At 68.1% G+C, this 15,235-nt stretch carries 16 protein-coding genes and 2 tRNA genes; 9 read left to right on the top strand and 9 right to left on the bottom strand.

Annotation, left to right across the window (positions count from 1 at the left end; genetic code table 11):
- The first annotated feature begins 44 nt into the window (after positions 1-44).
- Positions 45-533, top strand: coding sequence for a YajQ family cyclic di-GMP-binding protein (locus tag B9N97_RS04915; RefSeq protein WP_085083924.1), 489 nt, complete (start codon positions 45-47; stop codon positions 531-533).
- A 197-nt stretch (positions 534-730) separates the two neighbouring features.
- Positions 731-1,135 (top strand): hypothetical protein, encoded by a 405-nt coding sequence (locus B9N97_RS04910; RefSeq protein WP_085083922.1) that lies wholly within the window; start codon positions 731-733, stop codon positions 1,133-1,135.
- 17 nt (positions 1,136-1,152) lie between these two features.
- On the opposite strand, the gene B9N97_RS04905 is transcribed toward B9N97_RS04910, so the two are convergent.
- Positions 1,153-1,365, bottom strand: coding sequence for a hypothetical protein (locus tag B9N97_RS04905; protein WP_085083920.1), 213 nt, complete (start codon positions 1,363-1,365; stop codon positions 1,153-1,155).
- A 376-nt stretch (positions 1,366-1,741) separates the two neighbouring features.
- On the opposite strand from B9N97_RS04905, the gene oxlT reads away from it, so the two are divergent.
- Complete coding sequence (gene oxlT / locus B9N97_RS04900) at positions 1,742-3,037, top strand: oxalate/formate MFS antiporter (RefSeq protein WP_085083918.1); 1,296 nt, start codon at positions 1,742-1,744, stop codon at positions 3,035-3,037.
- Between the two features lie 12 nt (positions 3,038-3,049).
- On the opposite strand, the gene B9N97_RS04895 is transcribed toward oxlT, so the two are convergent.
- The 3 genes from B9N97_RS04895 to B9N97_RS04885 are packed head-to-tail and all read right to left on the bottom strand — an operon-like array spanning position 3,050 to position 4,963.
- Positions 3,050-3,940, bottom strand: a complete 891-nt coding sequence (locus B9N97_RS04895) for a S49 family peptidase (protein ID WP_085083916.1) — start codon at positions 3,938-3,940, stop codon at positions 3,050-3,052.
- 49 nt (positions 3,941-3,989) lie between these two features.
- Positions 3,990-4,712 (bottom strand): tRNA1(Val) (adenine(37)-N6)-methyltransferase, encoded by a 723-nt coding sequence (locus tag B9N97_RS04890; protein WP_244560557.1) that lies wholly within the window; start codon positions 4,710-4,712, stop codon positions 3,990-3,992.
- A gap of 44 nt (positions 4,713-4,756) precedes the next feature.
- On the bottom strand, positions 4,757-4,963 hold the full coding sequence (locus B9N97_RS04885) for a putative signal transducing protein (RefSeq protein WP_085083912.1): 207 nt from the start codon (positions 4,961-4,963) through the stop codon (positions 4,757-4,759).
- 100 nt (positions 4,964-5,063) lie between these two features.
- On the opposite strand from B9N97_RS04885, the gene B9N97_RS04880 reads away from it, so the two are divergent.
- From B9N97_RS04880 to B9N97_RS04870, 3 genes are all read left to right on the top strand, one after another.
- Complete coding sequence (locus B9N97_RS04880; RefSeq protein ID WP_085084688.1) at positions 5,064-6,080, top strand: polyprenyl synthetase family protein; 1,017 nt, start codon at positions 5,064-5,066, stop codon at positions 6,078-6,080.
- A gap of 120 nt (positions 6,081-6,200) precedes the next feature.
- Positions 6,201-6,277 (top strand) — tRNA-Pro (locus tag B9N97_RS04875).
- Between the two features lie 180 nt (positions 6,278-6,457).
- Positions 6,458-6,534, top strand: a tRNA-Pro gene (locus tag B9N97_RS04870).
- A 59-nt stretch (positions 6,535-6,593) separates the two neighbouring features.
- Here B9N97_RS04870 and B9N97_RS04865 read toward each other — a convergent pair.
- The 3 genes from B9N97_RS04865 to B9N97_RS04855 form a co-directional block, all read right to left on the bottom strand.
- Positions 6,594-6,998 (bottom strand): carboxymuconolactone decarboxylase family protein, encoded by a 405-nt coding sequence (locus B9N97_RS04865; protein WP_167393190.1) that lies wholly within the window; start codon positions 6,996-6,998, stop codon positions 6,594-6,596.
- A 172-nt stretch (positions 6,999-7,170) separates the two neighbouring features.
- On the bottom strand, positions 7,171-7,869 hold the full coding sequence (locus B9N97_RS04860) for a metallophosphoesterase family protein (RefSeq protein WP_348520073.1): 699 nt from the start codon (positions 7,867-7,869) through the stop codon (positions 7,171-7,173).
- A 189-nt stretch (positions 7,870-8,058) separates the two neighbouring features.
- Positions 8,059-9,498 carry a tetratricopeptide repeat protein gene (locus tag B9N97_RS04855; protein WP_085083905.1) on the bottom strand — a complete coding sequence of 480 codons (1,440 nt, stop codon included), beginning with the start codon at positions 9,496-9,498 and terminating at the stop codon, positions 8,059-8,061.
- A 124-nt stretch (positions 9,499-9,622) separates the two neighbouring features.
- Between B9N97_RS04855 and B9N97_RS04850 the strand changes: the two genes are divergently transcribed.
- Positions 9,623-10,885, top strand: coding sequence for an ABC transporter substrate-binding protein (locus B9N97_RS04850; RefSeq protein ID WP_085083903.1), 1,263 nt, complete (start codon positions 9,623-9,625; stop codon positions 10,883-10,885).
- Positions 10,886-10,897: 12 nt separating this feature from the next.
- Here the strand turns inward: B9N97_RS04850 and B9N97_RS04845 are convergent, their stop codons facing one another.
- Both B9N97_RS04845 and B9N97_RS04840 read right to left on the bottom strand, forming a co-directional pair.
- Positions 10,898-11,542 (bottom strand): trimeric intracellular cation channel family protein, encoded by a 645-nt coding sequence (locus B9N97_RS04845; RefSeq protein WP_085083901.1) that lies wholly within the window; start codon positions 11,540-11,542, stop codon positions 10,898-10,900.
- An 86-nt stretch (positions 11,543-11,628) separates the two neighbouring features.
- Positions 11,629-12,189 carry a hypothetical protein gene (locus B9N97_RS04840; protein WP_085084686.1) on the bottom strand — a complete coding sequence of 187 codons (561 nt, stop codon included), beginning with the start codon at positions 12,187-12,189 and terminating at the stop codon, positions 11,629-11,631.
- A gap of 162 nt (positions 12,190-12,351) precedes the next feature.
- On the opposite strand from B9N97_RS04840, the gene B9N97_RS04835 reads away from it, so the two are divergent.
- Complete coding sequence (locus B9N97_RS04835) at positions 12,352-14,802, top strand: heavy metal translocating P-type ATPase (protein WP_085083899.1); 2,451 nt, start codon at positions 12,352-12,354, stop codon at positions 14,800-14,802.
- Positions 14,802-15,200, top strand: coding sequence for a Cu(I)-responsive transcriptional regulator (gene cueR, locus B9N97_RS04830; RefSeq protein WP_432264182.1), 399 nt, complete (start codon positions 14,802-14,804; stop codon positions 15,198-15,200). The genes B9N97_RS04835 and cueR overlap by 1 nt, the downstream gene beginning before the upstream one ends.
- Positions 15,201-15,235 lie beyond the last annotated feature (35 nt).

Genomic DNA, 15,235 nt, shown 5'->3' with positions numbered 1-15,235 from the left:
CGGCCGATTCGTTCTTCAGCCGTCCTATCAGGGAGAGAACCGCCATGCCGTCCTTCGACATCGTGTCCAAGACGGACGTCCACGAGGTCGACAACGCCATCGCCGGCGTCCGTCGCGAGATCGAGACCCGGTTCGACTTCAAGGGCTCCAAATGCACGGTCGAGCGGACCGAGAACGAGATCGTTCTGCTGGCCGACGACGCCACCAAGCTGGAGCAGATGCAGGAGCTGCTGCGCGTCTATGTGACCCGCCGCAAGCTGGATGCCGCCGCGCTCGACTTCTCCGCCAAGCCGGAGCGGGCCGCCGGTGACGCGCTTCGCCAGCCGGTGACCATCAAGCAGGGAATCGCGCAGGATCTGGCGAAGACCATCGTCAAAGGGATCAAGGACAGCAAGATGAAGGTCCAGGTCTCGATCCAGGGCGACGAGTTGCGGGTGACCGGCAAGAAGCGCGACGACCTGCAGGACGCCATCGCCCTGGTCAAGCGGCTGGGCATCGAGCAGCCGCTGCAGTACCAGAATTTTCGGGATTGATGGGCCGCGACTGATGGAACGCCATTGGCCGGCAAGGCTTGCCGGCCGCTGGGAAACTTCTGCCGGGCGGCTGGGAAATTTTTGCCGGTCAAATCGTCGCAGGAGTGGGTAGAGCCCTTGCGTTCCGCCGGTTGTGTTGATGGCGTGATTATTGCGTGTGTCCCTGCGGTTCGCCACTAACCGCAGGGAATCGTCCCATGTCGATGATGGCCAACAGCGAGGCCACGCAAGCCATGCGCATCAGGGCGGAAGACGTCCTGGAGCGCAAAGGGACGTCCGCGTCCCGGCAGGCGGGGGCGCTGGCCGGCCAGTTCGCGGCGATGCTGGAAACCCTCAATGGGGTGGGGGAGGCCGGAACCTCCGCCGACGGCACCGGGGTGGTGCCGAACGCCCAGCCTTCCGTCCGTCTCGGCGTCGGCGCCGTCACCCTGTTCGCCCAGGAAGAGGGGCAGGGCGACGCCGCCATGGACCCTGCATCGATGGTGCCCGATCCGCAGGACCCCGCGACCGCGATGCAGGTGGTTGAAAGCGCCATCCAGGCCGGCGACGGAACCAACTTCCGCTGGCTCACCACTTTGCTGACGCAGAACTCCGCGGCGTAGTGCTTTAAGCGGATCGCTCAGAAGCCCCGACCGAACTCGGCCCAGGACTGCGCGACGTCCGGCGATTCCGGCTTGCGCTTGCCGCCGCCATGCCGGGTGCGGAGGCCGGCGAACAGGTCCGCCATCGCGATCTGCGGCAGCGCCTCGGCAAAGGTGAACCCGGCGGGAGCGATGCCGGCAGGCGCCAGGGCGGCGGGACCGGCGAACAGGCGGCTCAGAATGCTCGACATCGTGCGATTTCCCCTTGCTGCGGCACCGTCCGCCGGCGCCGTCGACCATGAGCGGATCATGCGCCCGGCTCTGCGCTGCAGCAAGATATTATGTATACCAGATACCGTATTTCAAATATGTGTGCGCCGCATGGCTTGTCTTTGACAGTTTTGTTCGTAAGTCAAGCAATGTGTGCATGCCAGCAATCGCGAAAAAGCGAGCCTTTTCAATGCATTCCACAATGTGGAAAAGAATTACGCGTTCAGTATCCGGTATTTGGAATACGAACAGTTGGGGCGCACAGTCATCTCCGAACGGCGCATGACGCGGTGCGATACGGATGGACCGCCGCACTCCGAGACTCCTGCGCCCCCACGCTCAACGGGACTTTGGGGCATGACCACAGAGACGACCGAAGACCGCGGTCTTCTGACAAACAAATGGTTCCAGCTCAGCGTCGGCCTGCTGTGCATGGCGATGATCGCCAACCTGCAATATGGCTGGACGCTGTTCGTCGATCCCATCGACGCCAAGCATGGCTGGGGACGTGCAGCCATCCAGATCGCCTTTTCCATCTTCGTCTTCACCGAAACCTGGCTGGTCCCGATCGAAGGCTGGTTCGTCGACCGCTACGGCCCGCAGGCGGTGGTGCTGGTCGGCAGCCTGCTGGTCGGCGGCTCCTGGGTGATCGACAGCCAGGCCTCGTCGCTGCCGATGCTCTACACCGCGGCTGTGATCTCCGGCATCGGCGCCGGCTGCGTCTATGGCACCTGCGTCGGCAACGCGCTGAAATGGTTTCCGCAGCAGCGCGGTCTGGCCGCCGGCGTCACGGCCGCCGGCTTCGGCGCCGGTGCGGGCGCCACGGTCATTCCAATCGCCAACATGATCGCCAACCAGGGCTATGAGCATGCCTTCCTGGTCTTCGGCATCGGGCAGGGCGTGGTGATCTTCGTGCTGTCCTTCTTCCTGCGCAAGGCGCCGAAGTCGAACGCGGCGGCGCGCAGGACCGGCCCGGCCCAGACCAAGATCGACCATCCGCCGGCCCGCGTCATCCGCACGCCGGTCTTCTGGCTGCTCTACCTGATGTTCGTGATGGTGGCGTCCGGCGGCCTGATGGCGGCGGCCCAGATCGCGCCGATCGCCCATGACTTCCACGTCGCCGATTCGCCGATCAACATGTTCGGCTTCATCCTGCCGGCCCTGACCCTGGCGATTTCGCTGGACCGCGTGCTGGACGGCGCCGGACGCCCCTTCTTCGGCTGGGTGTCCGACCGCATCGGCCGCGAGAACACCATGTTCATCGCCTTCGGCACCGCCGCCATCGCCATCATCCTGGTGACGCAGCTGGGCCGCAACCCGATCATGTTCGTGATCTTCACGGCGATGTTCTTCTGCGTGTTCGGCGAGATCTACAGCCTGTTCCCGGCCACCGCCGGCGACACCTTCGGCTCGAAGTTCGCGACGACCAACGCCGGCATGCTCTACACCGCCAAGGGCACGGCGGCGCTGCTGGTCCCGATCAGCAGCATCATCGCCAGCCATTTCGGCTGGCAGGCGGTGTTCTACATCGCCGCCAGCTTCAATCTGGTGGCGGCGATCCTGGCGATGTTCGTCCTGAAGCCGCTGCGCGCCAGCTTCATCCAGGCCGACGATTACGGATTGCAGTCGGCGGCCGTCACCGCCGACCGCTGACGGCAGGCTTCCTCAACGCCCCAGCCTGGCCCAGGCCGCCCAATCGTCCAGCGATGTGCGGGCGGCCGCCACCAGCGCCTCGGCGAAGGCCTCATGCGCCCCGGCCTCCAGTGCCGGGGCGTTGCCGTATCCGGTCCGCAAGCCCAGCCGCCGCAGCATGCCGCGCTCCTGCTGCACCACGCGCAACCGCACCTTCTCGCCGAACCGCCCGCGCATCACCGAGCGGAGGTCGCCCAGCCCGTCGATCAGCCCGAGAGCCAGCGCCCGGCGCCCGGCCCAGAAGGCGCCGGAGAACAGCTCCTCCTCCGGTCCGGTCAGCCGCGCGCCGCGCCGTGCCCGCACCATCGCCTTGAACGCCTCGTGCACATCGGCCTGCAGCGCCTTCAGATGGGCGACGCCGTCCTCCCGCTCCGGCGAGAAGGGGTCGAGCAGCACCTTCTTGTCGCCGGCGGTGTAGAGCCGCCGTTCGATGCCATGGCGCTCGATCAGCGCATGCAATCCGAAGCCCGACGACACCACGCCGATGGAGCCGACGATGGAGCTTTCGTCCGCCCAGATTTCGTCCGCCGCACAGGCCAGCCAGTAGCCGCCCGACGCCGCCGCGTCCTCGCAGAAGGCGAAGACCGGCACCTTCTTTTCCTCCGCCAGATCGCGGATGCGCTTGGCGATCAGCGCCGACTGCACCGGCGACCCGCCCGGCGAGTTGATGATCAGCGCCACCGCCTTCTGGTACTTCGGCGCAAAGGCGCGTTCCAGCAGCGGTGCGACGCCGGCCAGCGACAGGCCGGAGCGGAAGGGGCCGCCCTGGCCGATGACCCCGGTCAGGCGGACGACGGACACCAGCGGCCCGGCCTTGCGCCAGGGGCCGAAGGGGAGTTTGGCGAGAAGGGATTGCAGGCTCATGCCGGCAGAGATGGGATTGAAGTCTCCCGATTGAAAGGCTCCGCCCCCGCTAAATCGTGAGCGCTTCGGCGTCCCTCAGGATCCGCTCCGCTTCCGGGCTGTAGCCGCCTTCCGCCCTGTGCACGGTCAGGCCGGCGGTCAGCCGGGCCGGCGCCTTTCCGCCCTTGCGGGCGACCAGCAGCAGCCGCTTGGCCTCCACCCCCGGCTTGGGCCACAGCGGCACCAGGACGAGGCTGCCGAACCGTCCGCGCAGCGCGTGCAGGATGTCGTCGATCCGGTCGGCGCGGTGGACCATGGTCAGCGTGCCGCGCGGCTTCAGCATGCGGTCGGCGAAGCGCACCCAGTCGGCCAGCCCCGCCGCCCCCTCCACATTCGCGGCGGCCTTCCAGTCGTCGGGCGGGACGCTGGCGGCACCCGCCTTCAGATAGGGCGGATTCATCATCACGCGGTCGAATCCGACGGTCCCGAGCGCCTCGGGCGGGGCCAGCAGGTCGCCCTGGACCACCGTCACCCGCTCCGCCACACCGCTGAGCGCGGCATTGCGGCGGGCGAAGTCGCAGGCGTCGGCCCGCTGTTCCAGCCCGACCACCGCCACGCCCGGCACCCGGACGGCGAGGCACAGTGCCGCAGCCCCGGTGCCGGTGCCGACATCCAGCACCCGCTCGCCGGCAGCGGCGGCGGTTATGGCGGCGAGGAAAACCGGATCGATGGCGGCGCGATAGCCGCCGTCCGGCTGGAGCAGTTTAACCCGACCGTTCAGCAGGAAATCCACGGGAGATTCCCTGAGTTGTTCCGGAGGCGTAACGATATGGCCGCTCACGCTTCGCCGGCCTCGCGCAGGATGCGGAGGGCCTGTGCGGCGTCCTCCGTGCCGACCATCAGCCGCCGGGGAATGGCGCCGATGGAGCCCTCCAGAATGCTGGTGTAGCTGTCCAGCACGATGGCCTCGATGCCGGCATCGGCCAGCAGGGCGACCAGCCAGGACAGGCGGACGGGGTCGGTGGTGCGCAACAGTTCGGTCATGACGTCTCGAAAGAACGGTCCCCTGCGGACTTGACCGAAGAGGCTAGGCCGTTATGCTCCCTAGCGCAAATTCTGGCGTCAATCACCCGTGGAGTCGACCTTGGCGGTCGTGACCAACTTCGAGCCGAAACGGCGCAAGTCTACCCCGCTCGACGACCTGACCGCTTTGGTGGCCGAGGACCTCAGCGCCGTCAACCAGATCATCCTCGACCGCATGCAGTCGCAGGTCGAGATGATTCCCCAGCTGGCCGGCTATCTGATCGCGGCCGGCGGCAAGCGCCTGCGCCCGGTGCTGACGCTCGCCGCCGCCAACATGTGCGGTTATCAGGGGGAGCATCACCGGCTGCTGGCCGCGGTGGTGGAGTTCATCCACAGCGCCACCCTGCTGCACGACGACGTCGTCGACGAAAGCGACCTGCGCCGCGGCATGGCCTCGGCCAACGCGGTGTTCGGCAACAAGGCCAGCGTGCTGGTCGGCGACTTCCTGTTCTCCCGCGCCTTCGAGATGATGGTGGAGGTGCAGTCGCTCGACGTGCTGCGCATCCTGTCCGGCGCCTCGGCCATCATCGCCGAGGGCGAGGTGCTGCAGCTGCGCACCACCAACGACACCGAGACCAGCGAGCAGGCCTATCTGGAAGTCATCAAGGGCAAGACGGCCGAGCTGTTCGCGGCCGCCTGCCGCGTCGGCGCCGTCGTCGCCAACCGCCCGCAGGCGGAGGAGCTGGCGCTCTACGACTACGGCATGAATCTCGGCATCGCCTTCCAGCTGGTCGACGACGTGCTGGATTACTCGGCCCTGCAGGCCAAGCTGGGCAAGACGGTCGGCGACGATTTCCGCGAGGGCAAGATCACCCTGCCGGTCGTGCTGGCCTTCCGCCGCGGCAACGACGAGGAGCGCGCCTTCTGGCGCCGGGTGATGGAGGAGCTGGACCAGAAGGACGGCGACCTGGAGCGTGCCCAGGCGCTGATGGCCCGCCACAACGCCCTGAAGGACACGGTGGAGCGGGCGCGCCATTACGGCTCCATCGCCCGCGACAGCCTGGGCCTGTTCGCCGACGGGCAGATCAAGCAGGCCCTGCTGGAAGTCATTGATTTCGTGATCGATCGCGATTTCTGACCGGATGGGAGGGGGCCGGATCTTTTTGGGAGATGACGCATTTTTTGCGTTGCGCGCCGGAGCGCGAGCGTTTATACACCCCCTCCACCGGCGGACGACAGCGCCTGCCGGTGCCATGATCGGAGAGTAGCTCAGCCTGGTAGAGCACTGCTTTCGGGAGGCAGGGGCCGGAGGTTCGAATCCTCTCTCTCCGACCAACAAGACAAGGGCTTCCGGCGAAATCCGGGAGCCCTTCGTCGTTTCGGGGTTCGGTTGGCATGGCGAAACGGCATGGCAAAAATGCGCCCGTCAGGCTGTGACTTTGCATTGCGCCGCCGGCCGGAACCGTTTATACACCCGCTCCACCGGCGGACGGCACCGCCCGCCGGTGCCATGATCGGAGAGTAGCTCAGCCTGGTAGAGCACTGCTTTCGGGAGGCAGGGGCCGGAGGTTCGAATCCTCTCTCTCCGACCAACAGACAAGGGCTTCCGGAGTGATCCGGAAGCCCTTCGTCGTTTCCGGACCGGTGCCGATCAGGCGGCGCGCTGCTGTTGCGACATCTGGCTCCGCACATGGTCGCAGGCCTGATCGACCTCCCGTGTGAAGGTGTCGTAATCCACCTGCATGCCATTCAGGTAGGCGCTCCAGCCCGCGCTGGACTTCGCGTAATGAACGGCGGCCTCGATCTCGTCCTGTGTCGCGCCGAACAGTTTGGCGAGCGCCGTGTGATAGAAGGCGCAATACCGGCACTTCATGACGGCGGCAATCCCCAGACCAATCAGTTCGCGATACTTCTGTGGGATCGGCCCGTCATCGACCTGCACGGCCTTGAACAGGCGCCATTCGGCTTCGATGGTGGTGTCGGGCAGTTCCTTGAAGAAGGATGGGACCAGCCCGAAGATGTCCGTGATCTCCTGGTATACCGCTTGGCGATCCATGTGCCCCTCCCTGAGGTGAGGCGTGGGCATGCCGCAAGTTGCGCGGACACGCTCGCGTCGAAGGCGGCCATTATGCGCCGTGAAACGTCGGCTGGACGTTTCCATTGCGGCAGATGTGCTTTTTAGCCCTTGCTCCGGCGCCGATTCCCCTCAATTCCGGCCAAAAGCCTCTTCACACCGTGCACAAGAACCGCCGATCCGTCCCCTCCAGAACCAGGGCGGTCAGGCGGTTGGTTGCGTAGGCGCCGGTGTCGATGCCGATGCGGTTGGACAGCAGCTCGGGCTCCGGCGCGATGGTGTGGCCGTGGACGACCACCTTGCCATGGTCGACGCGCGAGGCCAGGAAAGCCTCGCGGATCCACATCCGGTCCTGGTCCTCCTGCCGGTCGAGCGGGACGCCGGGGCGGACGCCGGCATGGACGAAATGATAGTCGCCGATGGTCAGATGGCAGCGCAGACCGGTCAGGAAGGCGCGGTGGTGGGCCGGAAGCAGGCTGTTCAGCATCCTCTGCGCCTGCTGCAGATGGTCCATCGGCGCATCGGGATCGGGGGCGGGGATGCCGTAGCTCTCCAGCGTCGCATCGCCGCCATAGGTCAGCCAGCCGGGCGCCACGCGGAGATCCGACAGGAAGCCCAGCATGGTGTCCTCATGGTTGCCGCGCAGGAACACCGCGCCGAAGGCCGGCGGCAGACCGCAGGCGAGCCGCTCGATCACCAGCCGCGAATCCGGGCCGCGGTCGACATAGTCGCCGAGGAAGACGAGGTATTTGAGCAGGTTCGGCGCCTGTTCGGCATCGCGCAGGATCTGGCCCAGCATCTGGTCCAGCAGGTCGAGCCGGCCATGGATGTCGCCGACCGCATAGACGCGCATGCCGCGCGGCACCGATGCCGGTCCCGCCCGGCTAACGGAGGGAGCACCCGAAACGGCCTCCGTCCACAGTTTGCGTGCCAAGCTCAACACGAGATCGGTCTCGAATTCGTCACATCCCGTCCCTTCACCTGTGTCCGGGCCGTTTCCCCTTCAAGGGGTTCCCGGCGTTGCACCGCATTTGCGCAGCTTTCAGCCGACCGGTGATGTGAGGTCGCGCGACGACAGCAGCGGCCGGCGCAGCCGCCCGGCGGCGATGTCGGCGCGCAACGTGTCTCCGTCCGCGTTGCGCACCCGCTCCAGCTCCGCCCGGTTGGCCTCGAAGAAGGGGTTCTGCTCCGATGAGTTCGCCGGCCGGGCATGCTCCAGATGGTAGAGCGGTCCCGGCACCCGCTCGACGCCGAGACCCAGCCGGCGGAAGCGCTCGACGATCTCGTCGTCCTCGAAGCCCCAGGACAGGAAGGCTTCGTTGTAACCGCCGTTGGCGAGCAGCCGTTCCCTGTCGAAGAAGGCGCCGCCGCCGGGGGAATTGCGGTGCATCAGCGGAAAGCGCGGGCAGACGGCGTTCAGCGGCGCCGCCGACAGGGTGTGCCCGAAGCGCAGGACCTCCCGCCCCATGATCCAGAAGAACAGGCCGTTGTAGGGGAAGGCCAGCCCGCCGCCCCGCCGCACGGCGTCGCGGGCCAGCACATACTGCACCGGGTCCACCACGATGTCGGTGTCGTGCAGGGCGACGATGGGCGTCTCCGCCGCCTCGGCCATGCGGTTGATGAGGTGGGCCTTGTGGGTGAAGGGCGTGTCGTTGCCGCGCAGATGCAGGTGGCGGCAGCGGGCGGCCAGATCGGGGCCGAGCGCGTCGGCCACGTCGCTCGCCCCGTCCTTGTCCTCGCCGATCAGGATCGTGGCATCGACATGCTTCAGCAGGAAACCTACGATCCAGCGCAGGTTGCGCCTGCGGTCGTCGCTGTCGGCGCGGAAGGGGATCAGGAAGGTGGTGTCGCGCAGGTCATGCCGTCCGTCGGGCAGCCGCGCCGCCATCGCCGCGCTGCGGGTGCGGAAGGCCTCCTCCTGCGCCGCCAGCCTTTCCCGCGACAGGTCGTCGGCGGGATTCAGCGCCAGCGCCATCTCATAGAAATGCACCGCCGCGCCGGGACGGCCCAAATCCGCCTCGATGTCGCCATGCTGGCGCCAGCCGGCCGGATAATGGGGGTGGCGGCCCAGCAGGGCGTCCAGCACCGCCAGCGCCTCGTCCAGGCGGCCGGCGCCCTGCAGGGCCTCGCTCAGGTGATACTCGGCATCGGGGAAATCGGGGCGCAGCGCCAGGGCGCGGCGGTAGGCGACGATGGCCTCCTCAGTCCGCAGGGCGCGATGGTGCAGGGTTCCCAGGTTGAACAGCGCGTCGGCATCGGGCGCCCGCTCCACCGAGCGGGTCAGCAGCTCCAGCGCCCGGTCCATGTCGCCGCGGCGGCCGGCGATGAAGCCCATGCGGTGCAGCGCCTCGGCATTGCCGGGGTCGGCGTCGAGGATGCGGGAATAAAGCTCCTCCCCCTCGTCGAGGCGCCCGGACTTCAGGTGGTCGAGCGCGATGGCGAGCGCCTCGTCGAGGGTAACAGTCCGGCCGCCGTTGGGCATGGGGGTCATTCCGTTGCGTATTGAAGAAGTTCGGCGATTCCACTTTGACACGGAGGGGGCCGGCGGTGGACTCTTCGGTCGAACCGATCCGCTTTGCGACCAGCCAAAAGGCATCCGCAGCACCATGACCAACGATCATAAGAACCGCTCCACCGGAGGACTCGCCCTTACCCGCCGCACGCTGGGGCAGGCCGCCATTGCCGGCGGCGTGCTGGCCGGCTTCGGCCGCGCCCCGGTTTTCGCGCAGGACACCACGCTGAAGGTCGGCGTGCTGCTGCCGCGCTCCGGCCTGCTGGCCCAGGCGGGTCAGGCCTGCCAGCGCGGCGCCGACATCGCGCCGGCGGTGCTGTCCGACCTCGGCTACAAGGTCGAGGTGATGTCGGCCGACACCGAATCGAACGCCGACGTCGCCCGCTCGCGCACGGAAAAGCTGATCAACGACGGCGCCCATGTCATCGTCGGCGCCTTCGACAGCGGCCAGACCGCCGCCGCCGCCCAGGTCTGCGAACAGCGCGGCGTGCCGCTGGTGATGAACATCGCCGCCGCCGACAAGCTGACGGAACAGGGCTACAAGACCGTCTTCCGCAACTTCCCGACCTCCACCATGCTGGTGTCGAACGGGATGTCGCTGATGAAGGACCTGTTCGCCGCCACCGGCACCACGCCGAAGACCGCCGTCTTCCTGCACGCCAACGACACATTCGGCATGGCGAACAAGGCCGCCGTCGACGCGCTGTTCCCCAAGCTGGACATGCCGTTCCAGATCGTCGAATCGATCTCCTACGACCCGCGGGCACAGGATCTGGCGGTCGAGGTGGCGAAGGCCAAGGCCACCGGCGCCGAGCTTGCCATCGTCACCACCCGTGCCAACGACGCCATCATGATGGTGCGCGAGATGGTCAAGCAGCGGTGGGAGCCGAAGGGCATCGTCTCCCCCGGTTCGCCCGGCCTGTATGACGAGCAGTTCTACAAGGTGCTGGGCAAGTACGCCGACTATGCCATCACCAACCTGCCCTGGTACGACCCCAAGGCGGCGATGACCAAGCGGGTCGAGGCGGCCTTCAAGAAGCAGTTCCCGAACGACCGCTTCGAGGGCTACGCCTTCAACGTCGCCTTCACCTTCGAGGCGATCCTGATCGCCGCCGACGCCTTCAAGCGCGCCGGCACGGCGGAAGCCTCGGCGATGCTGGCGGCGCTGCGCCAGACCAACCTGTCGGACAAGCTGATGGTCGGCCCGGCGATCACCTTCGACGAGAAGGGCCAGAACACCAACCTGATCTCCGCCTGCATCCAGAACCACAAGCTGCGCCCGACTGTGGTCCTGCCGAAGGTCTCGGCCGAAGCGGAGCCGGTCTTCCCGATGCCGGGCTGGGGCAAGCGGGCTTGATGTGAAGGTTCTTTAACTCCCCGGCGCCCTCGGCGCGCTCCAGTTCCGCCGCACGCTGACCACGCGCAGTACGAACACGGCGAGCGCGCCGACCACCGCGACCGGCACCGGCGGCAGATCCATCCGCTGGCCGGCGATCACCACCGCGGCGCCCAGCAGCGAGGCCATGGCGTAGATCTCCTCGCGCAGCACCCGCGGCACCTCGGCCACCAGCAGGTCGCGGACCGCCCCGCCGCCGCAGGCGGTCATCACGCCCAGCAGGGCGGCCGGCAGCGGGCCGAGGCCGTAGGACAGCGCCTTGCCGCAGCCGGCGACGGTGAACAGCGCCAGCCCGGCGGCGTCCAGCACCATCACCGGCTTGCCCAGCCGGTTGATCGGGCGGTGGAACAGGAAGGCGGCCACCCCGGCGGCCAGCGCCACCATCAGATAGCGGTCGTCATGCAGGCTGGCCGGCGGCAGCGCGCCGATCAGCACATCGCGCACCACGCCGCCCGCCAGCGCCGCCGCCAGCGACAGCACCATCACACCGAACAGGTCCAGCCGCTTGCGCACCGCCAGCGTGCCGCCGCTGAGCCCGAAGACGAACACGCCGATGAAATCCATCACCGTCAGCAGGTCGGAGAGGTCGGTCGGCATCGGGATGGGAAGCGGCGGCATGGTCGGGCTCTTGGGCGGGCTTTGGGGGAAATCGTCTGCCCACCGATTGAGCACGGCGGTGCCCGTCGCGCCAAGCGAAACCTCCGCTACACCGTGTCGGGCGCCGACAGCCGGATGCCCATCCGCCGCGCTTCCAGCATGAAGGCGCGGGTCATCTGCAACAGGTCGGTGCGCCAATAGAGTTGGGTCAGCGGCTCGTCCAGGAAGCTCTCCGGCAGCATGGCGTAGCAATAGGTTTCCACCACCCGCAGGTCATGGTTCCAGGGATCGACGCCGTCGCGCCAGCCGATGGTCCAGCCGGCATGGCCGGCGCCGATGGCCCAGCGTTCGAAATGCGGGGCAATGGTGTTGCTGTCGATGGGGTCCTTCACCGGCACCTGATAGATGGCGACGAACCGCCAGACATTCAGTTGAAGCCGCATCAGCAGCGAATCGCCGAAAGCGCCGATGCGATAGATGCAGTCGGGAGCGCCGGGGGCGTGGCTGAAGCCGACCTCCGCCCGCCGCAGCTCGGCCAGCGGCGTGGCGGACGGGGCGTCGGCCAGCGGCGGTGTCTCATACTCCACGGCACGCAGATCCTCGACCACGTCATGGGTCAGCAGGTGGGAAACGCGGCTCTGCGCCTCGGCGATGGTCAGGCGGGTCAAGGGGGCGGTGCCTTTCTGCTGGCGGCTGAGGGTCAGGACACGAACGCCCCATCCGGTGTTTTGTTCATGGAACGGCAAATCTGCGTCGATCGGCCCCTTGACCTTCCAATGGCTGGAAGCCCCATATCCCTCCATGCCGAGCGGAATCGAAGGAGAACCGGCATGACCACGACGCAGCACAGCATCAGCCCAACGACGGCCGCCGGACCCTTGGCCGAACTCGACCTTGGGGTATCGGGCATGACCTGCGCCTCCTGCGTCCGCCGGGTGGAGAAGGCGCTGGGCCGGGTGCCGGGCGTCACCGCCGTCTCGGTCAATCTGGCGACGGAGCGGGCGCGGCTGACCTTCGCCGGCCCGCCGGACGTCAAGGCCGCAGCCGATGCGGTCGAGGCCGCCGGCTTCCAGGCCGAAAAGCGGGAGTTCGACCTGTCGGTCACCGGCATGACCTGCGCCTCCTGTTCCGGCCGGGTGGAGAAGGCGCTGAGCCGGCTGCCGGGCGTCGAGCAGGCCTCGGTCAATCTGGCGACCGAGCGCGCCCATGTCGTCGCCTATGCGGGCAGCGTCGACACCGCCGATCTGGTCGCGGCGGTGGAGAAGGCCGGCTATGGCGCCGCCCCCATCGGCCAGGGCGGCGAACAGGCGGAAGAGGAGGCGCGGGCCGGCCGCAGCCGCCGCGAGTTGCACCATGTGCTGATCGCCGCGGCCCTGTCGCTGCCGCTTCTGGCCGGCATGGTCGGCGACCTGTTCGGGGCGAACTGGATGCTGCCGGGCTGGGTCCAGCTGATCCTTGCCAGCATCGTGCAGTTCTGGCTCGGCGCGCGTTTCTACCGCGCCGGCTGGAATGCGGTGCGGGCGGGGGCCGGCAACATGGATCTGCTGGTGGCGCTCGGCACCTCGGCGGCTTGGGGGCTCAGCCTCTACCTGATGCTGACGGCGCATGACGGGCACGAGCCGCACCTGTATTTCGAAGCCTCCTCCGTCCTCATCACCTTCGTGCTGTTCGGCAAATGGCTGGAGGCGCGGGCCAAGGGCCAGACCGCGGCGGCGATCCGCGCGCTGATGGACCTGCGCCCCGCCACCGCCCGCCTGCGCCGCGACGGGGTGGAGACCGAGGTGCCGGTGGAGCGCGTCCATGTCGGCGATCATGTGGTGGTCCGCCCCGGCGAGCGGGTGCCGGTCGACGGCCGGGTGGTCGAGGGCGGCGGCGGAGTCGACGAATCGATGCTGACCGGCGAGAGCCTGCCGGTGGACAAGGAGCCGGGCGCCCGCGTCACCGGCGGCTCGATCAACGGCGACGGCCTGCTGGTGGTGGAAACCACGGCGGTCGGGACCGAGACCATGCTGGCGCAGATCGTCCGCATGGTGGAGGGTGCCCAGGCGTCGAAGGCGCCGATCCAGCGGCTGGTCGACCGGGTCAGCGCGGTGTTCGTTCCGGCGGTGCTGGCGGTGGCGGCGCTGACGCTGATCGGCTGGTGGATCGTCGGCGGCGACCTGGAGGCGGCCATCGTCACCGCCGTTTCGGTGCTGGTCATCGCCTGCCCCTGCGCGCTGGGTCTGGCGACGCCGACCGCGATCATGGTCGGCACCGGCGTTGCCGCCCGTCACGGCATCCTCATCAAGGACGCCGAGGCGCTGGAACGCGCCCATGCCCTGACCGCCGTCGCCTTCGACAAGACCGGCACGCTGACAGAGGGCAAGCCCCGCGTCACCGACCTGATCCCGGCCGAGGGCAGCGACGGCGAGACCCTGCTGCGCCTCGCCGCGTCCCTCCAGACCGGCAGCGAGCATCCGCTGGCCCATGCGCTGCGCGACCGCGCCAAGGCGGCCGGCATGGCGCCGGAGCCGGTGAGCGACTTCCGCGCCCTGGCCGGCCGCGGCGTTTCCGGCACGGTGGCGGGGCGTCGCCTGCAACTCGGCAACGCCCGCGCGGTGGAGGAGACCGGCTTGCAGCCGGGTCCGCTGGCCGAACCGGCCGAAGCGCTGGCGGCGACCGGCCGCACCCTGTCATGGCTGATCGAACTTGGAGAAACCCCGCGTCTGCTCGGCCTCGTCGCCTTCGGCGATACGGTGAAGGACAGCGCGATCACCGCCGTCGGCTCGCTGAAGGCGCAGGGGGTGGAACCGGTGATGGTGACCGGCGATGGCTGGGGTGCCGCCCGCTCCGTCGCCGCCGCGCTGGGCATCGAGCGGGTGTTCGCCGAGGTGCTGCCCGGCGACAAGGCCGCCGTCGTCGCGACGCTGAAGGGGGAGGGCAAGGTGGTCGGCATGGTCGGCGACGGCATCAACGACGCGCCCGCCCTGGCCGCCGCCGATGTCGGCATCGCCATGGCGACCGGCACCGACGTGGCGATGCACAGCGCCGGCGTCACCCTGATGCGTGGCGATCCCAGGCTGGTCGCCGGCTCCATCGACGTGTCGCGCCGGACCTATTCGAAGATCCGGCAGGGGCTGTTCTGGGCCTTCGCCTACAATGTGGTCGGCATCCCGCTGGCGGCGTCGGGCAATCTCAGCCCGGTGCTGGCGGGGGCGGCGATGGCGCTGAGTTCGGTCAGCGTGGTGGTGAACGCCCTGACCCTGCGCGGCTGGACGCCGCCGAAGAATGAGGATCTGTGATGAAGGACGGCATGACCATCGGCGACGCCGCCAAGGCGTCGGGCGTCAACGCCAAGCTGATCCGCTATTACGAATCCATCGGCCTGATCCCGGAGGCCGGGCGGACGGCGTCAGGTTATCGCGTCTACAGCGACCGCGACGTGAACGTGCTGCGCTTCGTCAAGCGGGCGCGGACTCTGGGCTTCGGGATCGAGCGGATCCAGAAGCTGGTCGGGCTGTGGCAGGACCGCTCCCGCTGCAGTTCGGAGGTGAAGCGGATCGCCATGCAGCACATCGACGAACTGGAGGCGAAGATCGCCGAGTTGCAGGCGATGCGCGACACGCTTCACGAGCTTGCCGACGCCTGCCACGGCGACGAGCGGCCGGACTGTCCGATCTTGAAGGATTTGGCGTCGTGAGAAACTCCCTCTCCCGGCCCGGGAGAGGGCACTTA

The sequence above is a fragment of the Azospirillum oryzae genome (assembly GCF_900177515.1).
GTDB classification, from domain to species: Bacteria; Pseudomonadota; Alphaproteobacteria; order Azospirillales; family Azospirillaceae; genus Azospirillum; species Azospirillum oryzae_A.
The sequence above is the reverse complement of the archived record's forward strand: the minus strand, read 5'-3'. Positions and strand labels throughout refer to the sequence as shown.

Excerpts from the sequence above, each read along its gene's own strand:
- B9N97_RS04915 (WP_085083924.1), top strand. The coding sequence starts at position 45 with ATGCCGTCCTTCGACATCGTGTCCAAGACGGACGTCCACGAGGTCGAC.
- B9N97_RS04850 (WP_085083903.1), top strand. The coding sequence starts at position 9,623 with ATGACCAACGATCATAAGAACCGCTCCACCGGAGGACTCGCCCTTACC.
- B9N97_RS04835 (WP_085083899.1), top strand. The coding sequence starts at position 12,352 with ATGACCACGACGCAGCACAGCATCAGCCCAACGACGGCCGCCGGACCC.
- cueR (WP_432264182.1), top strand. The coding sequence starts at position 14,802 with ATGAAGGACGGCATGACCATCGGCGACGCCGCCAAGGCGTCGGGCGTC.
- B9N97_RS04885 (WP_085083912.1), bottom strand. The coding sequence starts at position 4,963 with ATGACCGAACTGTTGCGCACCACCGACCCCGTCCGCCTGTCCTGGCTG.
- B9N97_RS04905 (WP_085083920.1), bottom strand. The coding sequence starts at position 1,365 with ATGTCGAGCATTCTGAGCCGCCTGTTCGCCGGTCCCGCCGCCCTGGCG.
- B9N97_RS04860 (WP_348520073.1), bottom strand. The coding sequence starts at position 7,869 with ATGCGCGTCTATGCGGTCGGCGACATCCATGGCCGGCTCGACCTGCTG.
- B9N97_RS04910 (WP_085083922.1), top strand. The coding sequence starts at position 731 with ATGTCGATGATGGCCAACAGCGAGGCCACGCAAGCCATGCGCATCAGG.
- B9N97_RS04855 (WP_085083905.1), bottom strand. The coding sequence starts at position 9,498 with ATGCCCAACGGCGGCCGGACTGTTACCCTCGACGAGGCGCTCGCCATC.
- oxlT (WP_085083918.1), top strand. The coding sequence starts at position 1,742 with ATGACCACAGAGACGACCGAAGACCGCGGTCTTCTGACAAACAAATGG.
- B9N97_RS04865 (WP_167393190.1), bottom strand. The coding sequence starts at position 6,998 with ATGGATCGCCAAGCGGTATACCAGGAGATCACGGACATCTTCGGGCTG.
- B9N97_RS04845 (WP_085083901.1), bottom strand. The coding sequence starts at position 11,542 with ATGCCGCCGCTTCCCATCCCGATGCCGACCGACCTCTCCGACCTGCTG.
- B9N97_RS04895 (WP_085083916.1), bottom strand. The coding sequence starts at position 3,940 with ATGAGCCTGCAATCCCTTCTCGCCAAACTCCCCTTCGGCCCCTGGCGC.